The sequence below is a fragment of the Streptomyces sp. NBC_01268 genome (assembly GCF_036240795.1).
GTDB lineage: Bacteria > Actinomycetota > Actinomycetes > Streptomycetales > Streptomycetaceae > Streptomyces.
Genome location: NZ_CP108454.1, coordinates 6163086 through 6178115, shown reverse-complemented (window position 1 = coordinate 6178115; position 15030 = coordinate 6163086). Strand labels below are relative to the sequence as shown.

At 71.8% G+C, this 15030-nt stretch carries 16 protein-coding genes; 10 read left to right on the top strand and 6 right to left on the bottom strand.

The genetic code is table 11. From position 1 onward, the window contains the following. Positions 1-33: 33 nt before the first annotated feature. Together OG309_RS27905 and OG309_RS27900 are read left to right on the top strand one after the other, a co-directional pair. Positions 34-1221 carry an RCC1 domain-containing protein gene (locus OG309_RS27905; RefSeq protein ID WP_329424837.1) on the top strand — a complete coding sequence of 396 codons (1188 nt, stop codon included), beginning with the start codon at positions 34-36 and terminating at the stop codon, positions 1219-1221. 101 nt (positions 1222-1322) lie between these two features. Beyond that, positions 1323-2321: a TAXI family TRAP transporter solute-binding subunit gene (locus OG309_RS27900; protein ID WP_329424835.1), complete on the top strand. Its 999-nt coding sequence runs from the start codon at positions 1323-1325 to the stop codon at positions 2319-2321. Here the strand turns inward: OG309_RS27900 and OG309_RS27895 are convergent. Both OG309_RS27895 and OG309_RS27890 read right to left on the bottom strand, forming a co-directional pair. Then, positions 2300-3808: a sensor histidine kinase gene (locus OG309_RS27895; protein ID WP_329424830.1), complete on the bottom strand. Its 1509-nt coding sequence runs from the start codon at positions 3806-3808 to the stop codon at positions 2300-2302. The genes OG309_RS27900 and OG309_RS27895 overlap by 22 nt on opposite strands. Before the next feature lie 18 nt (positions 3809-3826). After that, entirely contained in the window at positions 3827-4531 is a 705-nt protein-coding gene (locus OG309_RS27890; RefSeq protein ID WP_329424828.1) for a response regulator transcription factor, read from the bottom strand. Positions 4532-4850: 319 nt separating this feature from the next. Between OG309_RS27890 and OG309_RS27885 the strand changes: the two genes are divergently transcribed. The 8 genes from OG309_RS27885 to OG309_RS27855 all read left to right on the top strand — a co-directional run bounded on the left by OG309_RS27885 (position 4851) and on the right by OG309_RS27855 (position 11390). Beyond that, positions 4851-5636 (top strand): amino acid ABC transporter ATP-binding protein, encoded by a 786-nt coding sequence (locus tag OG309_RS27885; RefSeq protein ID WP_329424826.1) that lies wholly within the window; start codon positions 4851-4853, stop codon positions 5634-5636. A gap of 86 nt (positions 5637-5722) precedes the next feature. Beyond that, the gene (locus OG309_RS27880) at positions 5723-6640 is read left to right on the top strand and encodes a glutamate ABC transporter substrate-binding protein (RefSeq protein WP_329424824.1); all 918 of its coding nucleotides are present in this window, start codon (positions 5723-5725) and stop codon (positions 6638-6640) included. Positions 6641-6755: 115 nt separating this feature from the next. Continuing rightward, entirely contained in the window at positions 6756-7403 is a 648-nt protein-coding gene (locus OG309_RS27875; protein WP_329424822.1) for an amino acid ABC transporter permease, read from the top strand. Beyond that, on the top strand, positions 7400-8317 hold the full coding sequence (locus tag OG309_RS27870) for an amino acid ABC transporter permease (protein WP_329424820.1): 918 nt from the start codon (positions 7400-7402) through the stop codon (positions 8315-8317). Before OG309_RS27875 ends, OG309_RS27870 begins: the two co-directional genes overlap by 4 nt. 161 nt (positions 8318-8478) lie before the next feature. Then, the gene (locus OG309_RS27865) at positions 8479-10128 is read left to right on the top strand and encodes an FAD-dependent monooxygenase (protein WP_329424818.1); all 1650 of its coding nucleotides are present in this window, start codon (positions 8479-8481) and stop codon (positions 10126-10128) included. A 32-nt stretch (positions 10129-10160) separates the two neighbouring features. Beyond that, positions 10161-10247, top strand: a complete 87-nt coding sequence (locus OG309_RS38170; RefSeq protein ID WP_358477332.1) for a putative leader peptide — start codon at positions 10161-10163, stop codon at positions 10245-10247. A 76-nt stretch (positions 10248-10323) separates the two neighbouring features. Beyond that, on the top strand, positions 10324-10854 hold the full coding sequence (locus tag OG309_RS27860) for a cysteine dioxygenase (protein ID WP_329424816.1): 531 nt from the start codon (positions 10324-10326) through the stop codon (positions 10852-10854). A gap of 80 nt (positions 10855-10934) precedes the next feature. Next, complete coding sequence (locus OG309_RS27855) at positions 10935-11390, top strand: rhodanese-like domain-containing protein (RefSeq protein WP_329428575.1); 456 nt, start codon at positions 10935-10937, stop codon at positions 11388-11390. A gap of 91 nt (positions 11391-11481) precedes the next feature. On the opposite strand, the gene recX is transcribed toward OG309_RS27855, so the two are convergent. The 4 genes from recX to OG309_RS27835 form a co-directional block, all read right to left on the bottom strand. Then, positions 11482-12048, bottom strand: coding sequence for a recombination regulator RecX (recX, locus tag OG309_RS27850; RefSeq protein WP_329424814.1), 567 nt, complete (start codon positions 12046-12048; stop codon positions 11482-11484). A 4-nt stretch (positions 12049-12052) separates the two neighbouring features. Continuing rightward, entirely contained in the window at positions 12053-13192 is a 1140-nt protein-coding gene (gene recA, locus OG309_RS27845; RefSeq protein ID WP_329424812.1) for a recombinase RecA, read from the bottom strand. 228 nt (positions 13193-13420) lie between these two features. Further along, complete coding sequence (locus tag OG309_RS27840; protein WP_402545586.1) at positions 13421-14554, bottom strand: AI-2E family transporter; 1134 nt, start codon at positions 14552-14554, stop codon at positions 13421-13423. A gap of 244 nt (positions 14555-14798) precedes the next feature. Further along, positions 14799-14993 carry a DUF3046 domain-containing protein gene (locus OG309_RS27835; RefSeq protein WP_046911781.1) on the bottom strand — a complete coding sequence of 65 codons (195 nt, stop codon included), beginning with the start codon at positions 14991-14993 and terminating at the stop codon, positions 14799-14801. Between the last annotated feature and the right edge of the window lie 37 nt (positions 14994-15030).

Here is a 15030-nt window from a genome sequence, read left to right as displayed (position 1 = left end):
GGTCGGTCCCCCACGAAACCGAAAGGCACGCAGATGACCCCACCCCTGCGTCTTCCCCTCCTCGCCGCCCTGTCCCTGGCGGCGCTCACCCTCCCCACCCTCCCCGCACACGCGGCCGCCGGCACCGACCCCTGGGTCCGCGGCTGGGGCGAGAACGCCCAGGGCCAGCTCGGCAACGGGTCCGTCGTCGGCCAGCAGACCCCCGCCGCCGTGACCGGCATCGCCCGTGACGACGTCCGCAAGGTCTCGGGCGGCGGTGGCGGCGCCGCCGCCGCGGCCAACCCCTTCGCCGTCGCCCTCCTCAAGGACGGCACCGTGAAGTCCTGGGGCGCCAACACCACCGGGCAGCTCGGCAACGGCACCACGACGAACCAGGGCTTCCCCGGCACCGTCACCGGGCTCACCGGCGTCAGCGCGCTCTCGGCCGGGCTCAACCACGTCCTCGCCGTCAAGGGCGGCCGGGTGCTCGCCTGGGGCAGCAACGCCTCCAAACAGCTGGGCACCGGGCAGGACACGACCAACCCGTACAAGGCACCGATCCCCGTGCAGAGCCTGGACAAGGTGAAGGACGTCGGGGCGGGCTGCGACTTCAGCGTCGCGCTGCGCCAGGACGGCACCGTCTGGACCTGGGGCAAGGGCGACAACGGACGTCTCGGCACCGGGAACAACACCACCCGTGAGACCCCGCAGAAGGTGCCGGACGTCGAGAACGTCGAGGCCATCTCCGTGGGCTGCGAGTACGTCCTCGCGCTCACCGCCGACAACACGGTCAAGGCCTGGGGCAAGGGCGGCGAGGGCCAGCTCGGCAACGACGGCACCGCCGACAGCAACAAGGCGGTGGACGTGGCCTACCTCGACGCCGTGGCCTCGGTCTTCGCCACCAACGCGACCGCCTTCGCGATCCTCGACGACGGCAGTGTGGCCGCCTGGGGCAAGAACACCGACCGGCAGCTCGGCGACGGCACCAACGCCAACCGCACCACCCCGGTCGTCCTGGACCAGCTCAAGGGCGTCCAGGACATCGCGGGCGGCCTCAACTACACCCTCGCCGCGCTCGACGACGGCTCGGTGGTCGGCTGGGGCGCCAACGACGTCGGCCAGCTCGGTGACGGCAGCACCACCGGGACGACCGGGACGGCGACGACCACCGCGCTGCCGCCCGGCAGCCAGATCACGCACGTCACGACGACGATGACCGGGAAGTCCGGCTTCGCCTACTGAGCGAACAGCGGCGCGAACACTGAGCGACACCGCACGCCCGCTCCCCGTCCCGGCCGGGTCCGCCCTGGCCAGGACGGGGAGCGAGCTGGCAGGATCGCGCCATGCTCCCCGCGCTCACCCGTACCGCCCGCCGCCGCGTCCTCCAGGTCTCGGCGGCGCTCCTGGTGCTGGTGGGCGCCCTGGTGTGGTGGCTGGTTCCGTTCGGCGCGAAGGCGCCGAGCGGGCAGGTCACCTTCAGCACGGGCGTGCCCACGGGCGTCTACCAGAAGTACGGAACGCTGCTCCAGCAGGCCCTCGCCCGCGATCTGCCGGACGTCTCGATAACGCTCAAGAACAGCGAGGGCTCCCAGCAGAACCTGGCCCGGCTCGCGTCCGGCGAGGCCGACTTCACCATCGCGACGGCGGACGCCGTGGCCCAGTACCAGCGGGACCGCAAGCCCGGCTTCGAGCGGCTGCGCGGCTGTGCCCGGCTCTACGACGACTACGTCCAGCTGGTCGTGCCGAAGGGCTCGGCGGTGCAGTCGGTGGCCGATCTGCGGGGGCTGCGGGTCGGGGTCGGGCAGCCGGGCTCGGGCGTGCGGCTGATAGCCGACCGGGTGCTGGCGGCGGCCGGGCTCACCCCGGACGTCGACATCCGTCCGGTCTCGGCCGGCATCGACACCATGCCCGGCCGCCTGGAGCGCAGGCAGCTGGACGCGTTCTTCTGGTCGGGCGGACTGCCCACCCAGGCCGTGCAGGAGCTGTCGGAGCGCTCCCCGGTCCGGCTGGTGCCGCTCGACGCGACGCTGGTGGAGAGTCTGCACGACGTGGGCGAGTCCACCCGCTACTACCGCTCGGCGGTGATCCCGGCCGACGCGTACGGCCTGGCCCAGGACGGCAACCCGGTGGACACCCTGGCGGTGGCGAACATCCTGGTCACCACGGACGCCGCCGACCCGGACCTGGTGGAGGGCGTCACCCGGACGGTGATCGGGAGCCGGGACCGGATCGGCGGCCGGGTGCACCCGGCGCAGCTGGTGGACCTGCGGACCGCGATCTACACCGAGCCGCTCACCCTGCACGAGGGCGCCCGGCGGTACTACCGCTCCGTGAAGCCCTGACCGTCGGGTCCTCCCGGGACACCGAAGGCGTTCCGGCCGCCGGGCCCGTCCGGGGCCTGGCTCCGGGCCAGCTGGCTCCGCGTCGCCTGCCGGCGCGGCTCGTTCCGGGGGACGGTGACGGTCACCTTGAGGCCGTGGGGCTCGTTGCGGGTGAAGGCGATGGCGCCGTCGCCGGCCGCGAGCAGGACCCGGGCGATGGACAGGCCGAGGCCGGAGCCCTTGACGTTCTGGTGCAGGTTCGAGCGCCAGAAGCGGTCGCCGACGCGCTCCAGCTCCTCGTCGGTGAGGCCGGGTCCGTGGTCGGCGATCTCCACGGCGACGGTCCGCCCGCCCGGGCTCAGCGCGACGCCCACGGTGACGTCCTCGCCGGCCGGGGTGAACTTGAGCGCGTTGTCGATCACGGCGTCGAGGGCGCTGGACAGTGCCACCGGGTCCGACCAGGCGGTGACCGGGCCGGTGTCGGCGACGATCGTCACGCCCTTCTCGTCGGCGACCGGGCGCCAGGAGGCGACCCGCTCGGCGGTGAGCGCCCCGATGTCGGTGAGCCGCAGATCGGCGTCGGCGTGTTCGGCGAGCGCGAGGTCGAGCAGGTCGTCGAGGACCTGGGCGAGCCGCTTGCCCTCGGTGCGCACGGAGGCGATCTCCTCGTTGCCCTCGGGCAGTTCGAGGGCGAGCAGCTCGATGCGCAGCAGCAGCGCGGCGAGCGGGTTGCGCAGCTGGTGGGAGGCGTCGGCGACGAAGGCCCGCTGCTGTTCGAGGACGTCCTCGACGTTGTCGGCCATCTCGTTGAACGAGCGGGCCAGGCGGCGTAGTTCGGGCGGGCCGCCGGTGGCGGCGACGCGGGAGTTCATGCGTCCGGTGGCGATGTCGTGGGTGACGGCGTCGAGGACCCGGACCGGCCGGAGCACCCAGCCGGTGAGCCGGAAGGCCGCGCCGACGGCGAGCAGCATGGCCGCCGACTCGCCGGCGAAGATCAGCAGCCAGCCGTGCAGGATGCGGGTGCGCAGCTGTCCGGTGGGCGAGTCGGTGACGACGACGGCGACGACGTCGCCGTCCCGGACGACCGGGGAGGCGACCGTCAGCCGGGCGTCGCCCTGCCAGGGCCAGACCTGCGGCGGGTCGTGGCTGCGGCGGCCGAGGAGAGCCTCGTTGAAGGCGCGCCTGCCCTCCCCCTCGTACGGTACGACCCAGTCCTCGGGGGCGGCGGCCATCGCACGGTTGTTGCGGTAGAAGATGCCGGCACGGATGCCGTAGACGTCGTGGTAGCTGGCGAGTTCGCCGCTGAGGGTGGTGCGACGTTCGTCGGGGCCGATGACCGTCTCGCCGACGAACTGCGCGAGCGCGGCGAACCGGGCGCCGTCGTCCAGCCGGTCGACCACGACCCGCTGCTGTTCGGAGGCGGCGAGGCTCGCGGCCAGCGGGAAGCCGAGGGCCAGCAGGACGCCGGCCATCAGGACGATGAGGAGCGGGAGGAGTCGGGTGCGCACGGGCCGGCGGGTCCGGGGTTACGCGGCGGGCGCGACCAGGCGGTAGCCCACGCCCCGCACGGTCTCGATCAGGGCGGGCATGCGCAGCTTGGAGCGCAGGGAGGCGACGTGCACCTCCAGGGTGCGGCCGGTCCCCTCCCAGCTGGTGCGCCAGACCTCGCTGATGATCTGCTCGCGGCGGAAGACCACGCCGGGCCGCTGGGCGAGCAGGGCCAGCAGGTCGAACTCCTTGCGGGTGAGGGCGACGGCGTCGCCGTCGACGCTGACCCGGCGGGTGGGCAGCTCGATGGTGACCTGTCCGAGGCGCAGGGTGCTGTCCTCGGCCGCTCCGGCGCCGTCCTCGCCACCGGTGGTGCGCCGGCTGACCGCGTGGATGCGGGCGAGCAGCTCACCGGTGTCGTAGGGCTTGACCACGTAGTCGTCGGCGCCGAGGTTGAGGCCGTGTATCCGGGACCGCACGTCGGCGCGCGCGGTCACCATGATCACGGGGGTGGCGGTGAGCTTCCGGATCCGTCCGCAGACCTGGTAGCCGTCCTGGTCGGGCAGGCCGAGGTCGAGCAGGATCACCCCGTACGAGGGGCGCTCGCCGTGGGCGGCGGGCAGGACGGCCTGCAGCGCCTCCTCGCCGTTGCGGGCGTGGGTGACCTGGAAGCCGTGCCGGGCGAGGATCGCGGAGAGCGCGGCGGCGACGTGGTCGTCGTCCTCGACGAGCAGCAGTCTCATGGCCCTCCTCCGTGATCTCTTCGATCGGTTCCGGTCGCTGCGCGATGCTCCTCGTGAGCTCGTTCCGGGTCCCCCGGCGCCGCGTGATGACTATCTGTGTACCAGGGCATGAACGCCGATGGCCACGGCCGCAGTCAAGTTTCCCCCCGTTAAGGGGGCGTTTCCGTTATGCACCCGGTACGGCACCGGACGCCCCCTTCACGCAGAGTGTCCGCTTGCGACCGGATCGTTATCCTCAAACTTCGCTCAGATGTGATGACGGTCCTCACACCCGGTCTCTAGTGTCCTCCCCAACCGAGCAGGACGGAGCGAGAAGCCGATGAGCGGAGTGTCAGTGACCAAGGGTTCCCAGGACGCCGTACCGGCCGCGGACGACCTGGTCGTGCTGTCCGACGTCAACAAGCACTTCGGCGCGCTGCACGTGCTGCAGGACATCGACCTGACCATCGCCCGCGGCGAGGTCGTGGTGGTCATCGGGCCTTCCGGGTCCGGCAAGTCCACGCTGTGCCGCACCATCAACCGCCTGGAGACGATCGACTCCGGCAGCATCACCATCGACGGGAAGCCGCTGCCCCAGGAGGGCAGGGAGCTGGCGCGGCTGCGGGCCGACGTCGGCATGGTCTTCCAGTCGTTCAACCTCTTCGCGCACAAGACGGTGCTCGAGAACGTGATGCTGGGGCAGATCAAGGTCCGCAAGACGGACAAGAAGGCCGCGGAGACCAAGGCGCGCGCCCTCCTCGACCGCGTCGGCGTGGGCGCCCAGGCCGACAAGTACCCGGCGCAGCTCTCGGGCGGCCAGCAGCAGCGCGTGGCGATCGCCCGCGCCCTGGCGATGGACCCGAAGGTCATCCTGTTCGACGAGCCGACCTCGGCGCTCGACCCGGAGATGATCAACGAGGTCCTGGAGGTCATGCAGCAGCTGGCCCAGGAGGGCATGACGATGGTGGTCGTCACCCACGAGATGGGCTTCGCGCGCTCTGCCGCCAACCGCGTGGTCTTCATGGCCGACGGGAAGATCGTCGAACAGGCCACCCCCGAGGCGTTCTTCAGCAACCCGCGCAGCGACCGGGCCAAGGACTTCCTCTCGAAGATCCTTCACCACTGACGGCGCACGGCCGCAACTCCTTAGTCGCCCCGGGCGATGTGCTGCACACTGACGATCAACTACCCACGACCTGAGGGATGTTCACGATGAAGCTCCGCAAGACCGCGGCCGTGGCCGTTGCCGTACTCGCGCTGACCGCGACCGCCTGTGGCGGCAAGGAGGGCTCGGCCGGCGACAAGCCCGCCACCAAGCCCGGCGACGCCGCCGCCCCCAAGCTGCCCACGTACGCCGTCGCGAGCGGCGTGGACCTGAACTCCCCGACCTTCAAGAAGGCCAAGGAGCGCGGCAAGCTGATCATCGGCTCCAAGGCCGACCAGCCGTACCTCGGCTTCGAGGACCAGGCCACCAAGGTGCGCTCCGGCTTCGACATCGAGATCGCGAAGATGATCGCGGCCGAGCTCGGCTTCTCCCCCGACAAGATCGAGTGGAAGACCGTCAACTCCAAGCTGCGCGAGACCGCGATCTCCACGGGCCAGGTCGACTACTACGTCGGCACCTACACGATCAACGACAAGCGCAAGGCGCAGGTCGGCTTCGCGGGCCCGTACTACAAGGCCGGCGCCGACCTCCTGGTCCGCAAGGACGAGACCGCGATCACCGGCCCGGAGAGCGTGAAGGGCAAGAAGGTCTGCTCGATCACGGGCTCGACCCCGCTCCAGGAGATCAAGAAGCCGCAGTACGGCGCGGAGACCGTCGAGCTCGGCAAGTACTCCGACTGCGTCCAGCAGCTGCTCACCAAGCAGGTCGACGCCGTCACCACCGACGACTCGATCCTCAAGGGCTACGCCGCCGCCAACAAGGGCAAGCTCAAGGTCGTCGGCAAGCCGTTCACCGAGGAGCCCTACGGCATCGGCATCAGCAAGGAGGACAAGGTCCTCCGCGACAAGGTGAACGACGTCCTGGAGAAGTTCGAGAAGGACGGCACCTACAAGAAGATCTACGAGGCCACCCTCGGCCTCTCCGGCTCCGCCTACACCGAGCCGCCGGCGGTCGTGCGCTACTGATCCGCCCGCGCGTGAGCGCCCCGTCCGCGCCGCACCCGGTGCGCGTCGGGGCGCCCCCGCCCCCTGCCCGTAAGCCCGCTGCCCTCCTGCCGCTGACTGCCGACGCGGAGTCCTCATGAACGTACTGCTCGACCATTTCCCGGAGTTCCGCGACGGATTCATAGGAACCGTGTCGATCACCGCCGTCAGCTCGGTCATCGCCCTGGTCCTCGGCGTCGTCATCGCGGGCTTCCGGGTCTCCCCCGTCCCCCCGCTGCGCTTCTTCGGCACCGCCTGGGTGACGCTGCTGCGCAACACCCCGCTGACCCTGCTCTTCCTGGTCTTCTTCTTCGTGGTCCCGGAGATCCTCTTCCCGGGCATGAGCCCCTTCGTGCTCGCCTCGCTCGCGCTGGGCCTCTACACCTCCTCGTTCGTCTGCGAGGCCGTCCGCTCCGGCATCTCCACGGTGCCGCTGGGCCAGGCGGAGGCCGCCCGCTCGCTGGGCATGGGCTTCTCGCAGACGCTGCGCCTGATCGTGCTCCCGCAGGCCACCCGGACGGTGCTGCCCCCGATGAGCTCGATCTTCATCGCCCTGACCAAGAACTCGGCCATCGCCGGCGCCTTCAGCGTCACGGAGCTCTTCGGCTGGCAGACGCTGATGAGCGAGCAGGGCTACGCGATCGCCCCGGTCTTCTTCTGGGTCGCCGTCGCCTACCTCGTCATCACCTTCGCCATCAGCGGTCTCTTCCGTCTCCTTGAGCGCACCATGGAGGTCGCCCGATGAGCGCCAGCGTTCTCTTCGACGCCCCCGGCCCCAAGGCCCGCGTCCGCAACCGGATCTACGCCGTCGTCGGCACGCTCGTGATCCTCGCGCTGCTCGCCGTCAGCGTGATCCGGCTGAACGACAAGGGGCACCTCGCCCCCGAGATGTGGGACATCTTCAACTACTCGGGCATCCGGCAGAACATCGCCGACGCGCTGCTCGCCACGTTGAAGGCCTTCGGTCTCGCGGCCGTCGGCTCGCTCGTCCTCGGCGTGCTGCTCGCCGTCGCCCGGCTCTCCGACCACAAGCCGGTCCGCTGGGTGGCCACCGGCTTCATCGAGGTCTTCCGCTCGCTCCCGCTGCTGATCACCATCTACGCGGTGTGGGTCGCCTTCCTCACCGACTACTCGATGTGGGCGCTGGCGCTCGGCCTGTCCATCTACAACGGCTGCGTCCAGGCCGAGGTGCTGCGGGCCGGCGTCAACGCGGTGCCGCGCGGACAGCGCGAGGCCGCGTACGCGCTCGGCATGAGCAAGACCCAGGTGATGACCAGCGTCCTGCTTCCGCAGGCGGTCCGGGCCATGCTGCCGACGATCATCAGCCAGCTGGTGGTGACCCTCAAGGACACCTCGCTCGGCTACATGATCCTCTACCCCGAGCTGCTCTACTCGGCCCAGCTGATCGCCTCCAACACGCTGGTCAACGGCCAGTACCCGTACGTCTCCGTGATCGTGGTCTTCGGCGTCATCTACATCGCGCTGTGTCTGGCGCTCTCCGCGCTCGCCACCTGGATCGAGAAGCGCGGCCGCCGGGCCAGGACCGGCATCACCGTCGCCCCCGCCGAGGCCCCGGGCGGCGAGGCCGACCTGGAGGCGGAGATGACCGCCGGTGACACCACCGGGCCCGCCGACGGCCCTGGCGGCACGAAGAACTGACGGTATGTGACATCATCCGGGGGCAGTGGCGACCGCCGCTGCCCCTGTCACTTGACGCGCGCACCCGCAGTGGGTTGCATACGTTCCGTGATCAAGCTCCGGGCCCGCGCCACACTCCGCTGTGCTACCCGCACGACCGTACGGCCCTCAGGAGCGACGCCGTGGACCCGGTGATCATCGTGGGCGCGGGGCCCGTCGGCCTCGCGCTCTCCCTCGCCCTGGCCGCCCAGGACGTCCCCAGCGTCGTCCTCGACGAGACCGCGGGCAAGGAGGAGCCACGCCCCGCCCGCACCGTCGTGCTGCGCGCCGACATGGCCGCCCTGGTGGAACGGCTCGGCTGCACCACGCTCCGCGACGAGGGGGTCCGCTGGGTCGGCTGGCGCTCCCTGCGCCGCAAGCAGCAGACCCGGCACGTCGCCCTCGACCTGGGCCTTTCCGGGGACGCCGGCGCCGCGGACGGGACCGAGGGCCCGCCCGCGCCGCTGCACATCCCCCAGCACGCCCTCGCCCGCGGCCTGCGTGACGCGATCGCCCGCCAGAAGCTCGTCACGCTCGTCACCGACGCCCGCGTCGACGCGGTCGAGCAGGACGCGCACGGGGTCGGCGCGCACACCCGGGGACCGGAGGGCACCTGGTGGCGGGGCAGCCATCTGGTCGGCTGCGACGGCGCCCGCTCGACCGTGCGCAAACTGCTCGGGGTGCGCTTCGCCGGGCGCACGGCGGTGGAACGGCACGCGGTCGCCGCGCTGCGCACCGAACTCCCCTGGGCCGGCGAGGCCCTGCTGCACCGTCAGCCGCCGTGGCGCGGGGCCGGCGAGGAGATCACGGCCCGCCCGCTGCCCGACGGGGTGTGGCGGATCGACTGGCTGCTGCCGCCGCGCGGCGACCTGGTCACCCCGGACGCGCTCGTGACCCGCATCCGCGACACCCTGGCCGGCTGGTGCGAGGGCACCACCCCGCCGTACGACCTGATCGACACCGGCGTCCACACCGTGCACCACCGGCTCGCCCGGCGCTGGCGGATCGACCGGGTGTTCCTCGCCGGGGACGCGGCGCACCTGCTCGGCGCGGTCGGCACCCAAGGGTTCGACGAGGGGCTGCGGGACGTCGACAACCTGGCCTGGAAGCTGGCCCACAGCCGGCACCACCGGGACTCCTCGCCCACGCTGCTGGACAGCTACCAGAGCGAGCGCCGCGCGGCCGTCGCGGCACGGCTGAGGGCGGCCGACCAGTCGCTGCCGGCGCTGCGCGGCGGCGGAGGGCTGCGCACCTACCTGCCGGGCGGCGGACGCGCCCACGACACTTTGCTGACCGACGGACACCTGGGGCGCGGGCCGCTGGGCGCGCCGCCCGCCTATCCGCACTCCCCGCTGGCCGCGCCGGCGTCCGAGGGGCGCATCCCGGTGGGCACGCCCGACGGAGCTCCGGCGGCGGACGTCCGGGTGACGGCGCCCGACGGCACGACCGTGCGACTGCGGGACCGGCTGGGGCAGGGGCGGCTGCTCGTCGTCCTCGTCGCCCCGGGGACCGGGGTGTGGGACCGGCGGCACTGGATGAGCGCCGGCGTGATGCCACGGCTCGCCGAGGCGGTGGACGCGCTGCCGGCCCCCGCCGAGCTCCTGGTGACGGAGGGCTACCCGGGCGCCCCGGCCCACGCCGTCCTGCTGGTCCGCCCGGACGGGCACCTGGCCGCCGCCTTCGCCGGGGTGCGCCCCGAGGAGCTGCACGCCGCGGCGGACGCGGTACGGGGCGGAAGCCCGGCTGTCGAGGACGCGTCCACGGACAGCGACCGCACAGCGGACGTCAATTGACCCTCGCAGGCGCACATGGTGTACTCCGGAACGTGACCGACACCGATGTGCGCCTGTGGCGGAGGGTCCATATGGACCTGGTCCGCTACGCGGGCTGCATGTGTCGCCCGTCCTGCTGAATTCGCGTCCCTCTTCCGCTTCTTCGCGCGCCCGCTCGGTCGTGCGCGCTTTCGCGAACCCTCAGGACGGTCCTCCGTGTCCCAGACACAGCACGCCCCCACGCCCGTTTCCGACTCCCCGACCGCGGCCGATCTGCTGGACTTCGTCCGGCGCACGGCCGCCGACGACGAACTGATCGCCTCGCTGCCCCTCGACCCGGAGGGCCGCACCTGGATCCGGCTCGACGGGCCCGGCGGGAGCGAGGCCTGGCTCATCGGCTGGCCGCCCGGCACGGGGACCGGCTGGCACGACCACGCCGAGTCGCTGGGCGCCTTCGCCACCGCGCGGGGCACCCTGAAGGAGAACGCGCTCGCGGTGCGGCTGCCGGCCGGCGGCTGGAAGAACCTGGAGCTGGCCGACGGGCTGGACCGCCGCCGCGAGCTCCCGGCGGGCGAGGGCCGCGCCTTCGGACGCCACCATGTGCACGAGGTCCTCAACGAGTCCGGCACCGCGCACGCGGTCTCGGTGCACGCCTACTATCCGCCGCTCCCGCTGATCCGGCGCTTCAGCCGGTCGGGCGCGGTGCTCCGTCTCGAGCAGGTCGAGCGCCCGGAGGACTGGCAGTGAGCGAGACGACGGACGACGGGGTGACCGGCGGGGAGACCGGGGCGACATCCGGCGGGGAGACCGGAGTGACACCCGGCGGGGTGCACGGCGGGGAGACCGGAGTGACACCCGGCGGGGAGGTCGGCGGGCGCGTCGGGATCGACGAGTTGCTCGAGCGCGTACGGGCGGGGCTCGACCGCGTCGACGCGCGCACCGCGTACGAGGCGTACGAGGCGGGTGACGCGCTGCTGGTCGACACCCGCTACGCGGCGCTGCGCGAGCGGGACGGCCTGATCCCGGGCGCGCTGATCGTGGAGCGCAACGAGCTGGAGTGGCGGCTCGACCCCCTGGGCAGCCACCGCGCTCCCCAGGCGTACAGCCACGACCTGCGCGTCGTGGTCCTCTGCAACGAGGGCTACGCCTCGTCGCTGGCCGCCGCGTCCCTGCGGCAGCTGGGCCTGCACCGCGCGACGGACGTCATCGGCGGTTTCCAGGCCTGGAAGGCGGCCGGCCTCCCGGTGTTGCTGCCGGCGACGGGAGCGACCCGCAGCCGCTGAGGGCGGCCGCGTACGCATCCCGGCCGGGCGGCGCCGGTGGCGAAGACCGGGCGGGGGCAGGGCAGGGCGGCAAGGGGCGGGGCCCGTGGTCCTAGAAGGGTTCTTCCAGACCGTCGGTGTCCTCGCCCTCCTCCTCCAGGGCCTGCCGGACCACGCGCAGGGCCATGCCCTCCGGGTAGCCCTTGCGGGCGAGCATCCCGGCGAGGCGGCGCAGCCGCCGGTCCCGCTCCAGGCCACGGGTGGCGCGCAGCTTGCGGTCGACGAGCTCGCGGGCCCGGGTCTCCTCCTGGTCGGAGTCGAGCCGGTCGACGGCCTCCTGGATGAGCGAGGCGTCGACGCCCTTGGTCCGCAGCTCGCGGGCGAGGGCCCGGCGGGCGAGGCCCCGGCCGTGGTGCCGGGAGTCGACCCAGGCTCCGGCGAACGCGGCGTCGTCGATGAGCCCCACGTCCTCGAAGCGGGAGAGGACCTCCTCGGCGACCTCGTCGGGGATCTCCCGCTTGCGCAGGGCGTCGGCGAGCTGCTTGCGGGTGCGGGGGGTCCCGGTGAGCAGGCGCAGGCAGATCGCCCGCGCCCGCTCAGCCGGATCCTGGGACGACAGCTCCTTCTCGGCCCTCGACGAGGAGGGGCTGTCGTCCGGCCATTCGGTGCGGCCGGTCACCGGTTCAGCTCTTGGCCGTGGTGGCCTTGGTCACCTTGGTGGCCTTGGCCGGCGCCGGGACGGCCTTGGCCGCGTCGGCGTCCGCCGCGCCCGCCTCCGCCGAACCGCTCGCGGCGTCCGCACCCGGCTCGGCCGAGGGCTCCTCGGGCCGCACGCCGACGCCCAGCTTCTCCTTGATCTTCTTCTCGATCTCGTTGGCGAGGTCGGGGTTGTCCTTCAGGAAGTTGCGGGCGTTCTCCTTGCCCTGGCCCAGCTGGTCGCCCTCGTACGTGTACCAGGCGCCGGCCTTGCGGACGAAGCCGTGCTCCACGCCCATGTCGATCAGGCCGCCCTCGCGGCTGATGCCCTGGCCGTAGAGGATGTCGAACTCGGCCTGCTTGAAGGGGGGTGCGACCTTGTTCTTGACGACCTTGACGCGGGTGCGGTTGCCCACCGCGTCCGTGCCGTCCTTGAGGGTCTCGATGCGGCGGATGTCGAGCCGCACGGAGGCGTAGAACTTCAGGGCGCGGCCACCGGTCGTGGTCTCCGGCGAGCCGAACATCACGCCGATCTTCTCGCGGAGCTGGTTGATGAAGATCGCGGTGGTCTTGGACTGGTTGAGCGCGCTGGTGATCTTCCGCAGGGCCTGGCTCATCAGTCGGGCCTGCAGACCGACGTGCGAGTCGCCCATCTCGCCCTCGATCTCCGCGCGCGGGACGAGCGCGGCGACGGAGTCGATGACGATCAGGTCGAGGGCGCCGGAGCGCACCAGCATGTCGACGATCTCGAGGGCCTGCTCGCCGTTGTCCGGCTGGGACAGGATGAGGTTGTCGATGTCGACGCCCAGCTTGCGGGCGTACTCGGGGTCGAGGGCGTGCTCGGCGTCCACGAACGCGACCTGACCGCCGGCCTTCTGCGCGTTGGCGACGGCGTGCAGGGTCAGGGTCGTCTTGCCGGAGGACTCCGGTCCGTAGACCTCGACGACACGGCCGCGCGGCAGGCCGCCGACGCCGAGCGCGACGTCCAGGGCGGTCGATCCGGTCGGGATGACCTCGATCGGCTCCTTCGAGCGCTCGCCCATGCGCATCACGGCACCCTTGCCGAATTGCCGTTCGATCTGTGCGAGTGCGGCGTCGAGCGCCTTCTCGCGGTCGGTTCCTGCCATGGGTTCCACCCGGTTTGCTTGAGTCGATCGCTTCATGTGAAAGACGCTAACCCCTGCCACTGACAATGGGCCCCGGCGTCCCTTCCAGCCTGTGGATAACCCGGCGAAAACCCCGTGATTCCAAGGCCCTGACTCTCATGAGAATGGATGTTCGATTTTCGTGTCAAGCGCACCACGCCGGTGCGCCGCGCGCTCCGGAAGCCCGTCCTCCGGCCGTCGGCCCCGCCGCTACCGCCGCTCCGGCTCCGCCTGCTCCTTCTTGTGGTGGAGGGCCTTCTGCAGGCGGGCGACGACCGCCTCGCCGTAGCGCCGGTGGCCGTGGACCCGGGGGTCGTCGGTCACGTCGTACCGCTTCACGTACGCGCCGAGGAAGGCCTGGAGGGTGGCGACGGCGGGGATGGCGATCAGGGCGCCGACCGCGCCGAGGAGCGCGGTGCCCGCGATGACCGAGCCGAAGGCCACCGCCGGGTGGATGTCCACCGTCTTGGAGGTCAGCTTCGGCTGCAGCATGTAGTTCTCGAACTGCTGGTAGACCACGACGAAGATCAGCACCCACAGCGCGTACCAGGGGTCGACGGTGAACGCGATCAGCATCGGCAGCGCGCCCGCCAGGTAGGTGCCGATGGTCGGGATGAACTGCGAGACCAGGCCGACCCAGACGCCGAGCGCCGGGGCGTACGGCACGCCCAGGATCTCGAAGAGCACGAAGTGCGCCACACCGGAGATCAGCGCCATCAGGCCGCGCGAGTAGAGGTAGCCGCCCGTCTTGTCGACGGCGATCTCCCAGGCCCGCAGCACCTCGGTCTGGCGGGCCGGGGGCAGGACCGAGCACAGCGCGCGGCGCAGCCGGGGCCCGTCGGCGGCGAAGTAGAAGGAGAACAGGAAGATCGTCAGCAGCTTGAACAGGCCGCCGAGCAGGGTGGTGGAGACGTCCAGGACTCCGGAGGCGCTGTTCTGGACGTACTTCTGCAGCCAGTCGGAGCGCAGCACGCTGTCCTGGACTTCGACCCGGGACAAATCTGTGTGGAAGTGCTGGTTGGTCCAGTTGATCAGGGAGTCGAGGTACTTGGGGAAGTTCTCGACCATGTCGACGATCTGACCCGCGAGCATCGAGCCGAGCAGCACCACGAAGCCGACCCCGACGACGAGGACGCCGAAGAAGACGATGAAGGTGGCGAGTCCCCTGCGCATGCCGCGCGCCGCCATGCGCCCCACCGCCGGCTCGATGGCGAGCGCCAGGAAGAAGGCGAGCAGGATGTTGACGAGCAGCCCGATGAGCTGGTGGAAGGCCCAGTTCCCGAGCTGGAAGCAGGCGTAGAGGGCGAGGGCGAGCACCAGGGCGCGGGGAAGCCAGCGCGGCATCCTCGCGACGGGAGCCGGGGCCGCCGCGGGGGCCCCTGCGGCGCCGGGGGCGGCGGCCGCAGTGCCCGGGGCCGGGGACGGCTGCCCGGCGGCAGCCGTCCCACGGGGGCCGCCGGCCTCGGCAGGGGTGTCGTGAGTGCCGGAGGTGCCGGCGGGGTCGTCACGGGTCTCGTCGTTCGCGTCGTCGGTGGCCACCCCGCCAGTCTCGCGCACCGTCCGGACATTCCGGCCAGGGGCCGTCACATCATCGTTTCTCGGCCGGTACGCCGACCGCCGAGCAGACCGCCCGCCACACGTCCTTGGCCTCCCAGCCCGCGTCCAGCGCCTCGTGCACCGTCCGGCCGCCGAGCTCGGCCATCACATGGTCCTTGGCGAAGCTCTCGGCATAGCCCGCACCGAAGTGGTCGGCCATCCGTTCCCAGAAAATCGTCAACCGCATGAGCCCAGTATCGCGCTCTCAAGGGTGCAGCCCGGGC

What these genes read in the sequence shown, in the direction of transcription:
- OG309_RS27835 (WP_046911781.1), bottom strand. Translation starts at nt 14,993, where the DNA reads ATGCGGTTGACGATTTTCTGGGAACGGATGGCCGACCACTTCGGTGCG.
- recA (WP_329424812.1), bottom strand. Translation starts at nt 13,192, where the DNA reads ATGGCAGGAACCGACCGCGAGAAGGCGCTCGACGCCGCACTCGCACAG.
- OG309_RS27880 (WP_329424824.1), top strand. Translation starts at nt 5,723, where the DNA reads ATGAAGCTCCGCAAGACCGCGGCCGTGGCCGTTGCCGTACTCGCGCTG.
- OG309_RS27900 (WP_329424835.1), top strand. Translation starts at nt 1,323, where the DNA reads ATGCTCCCCGCGCTCACCCGTACCGCCCGCCGCCGCGTCCTCCAGGTC.
- OG309_RS27905 (WP_329424837.1), top strand. Translation starts at nt 34, where the DNA reads ATGACCCCACCCCTGCGTCTTCCCCTCCTCGCCGCCCTGTCCCTGGCG.
- OG309_RS27840 (WP_402545586.1), bottom strand. Translation starts at nt 14,554, where the DNA reads ATGCCGCGCTGGCTTCCCCGCGCCCTGGTGCTCGCCCTCGCCCTCTAC.
- OG309_RS27890 (WP_329424828.1), bottom strand. Translation starts at nt 4,531, where the DNA reads ATGAGACTGCTGCTCGTCGAGGACGACGACCACGTCGCCGCCGCGCTC.
- OG309_RS27870 (WP_329424820.1), top strand. Translation starts at nt 7,400, where the DNA reads ATGAGCGCCAGCGTTCTCTTCGACGCCCCCGGCCCCAAGGCCCGCGTC.
- OG309_RS27885 (WP_329424826.1), top strand. Translation starts at nt 4,851, where the DNA reads ATGAGCGGAGTGTCAGTGACCAAGGGTTCCCAGGACGCCGTACCGGCC.
- OG309_RS27875 (WP_329424822.1), top strand. Translation starts at nt 6,756, where the DNA reads ATGAACGTACTGCTCGACCATTTCCCGGAGTTCCGCGACGGATTCATA.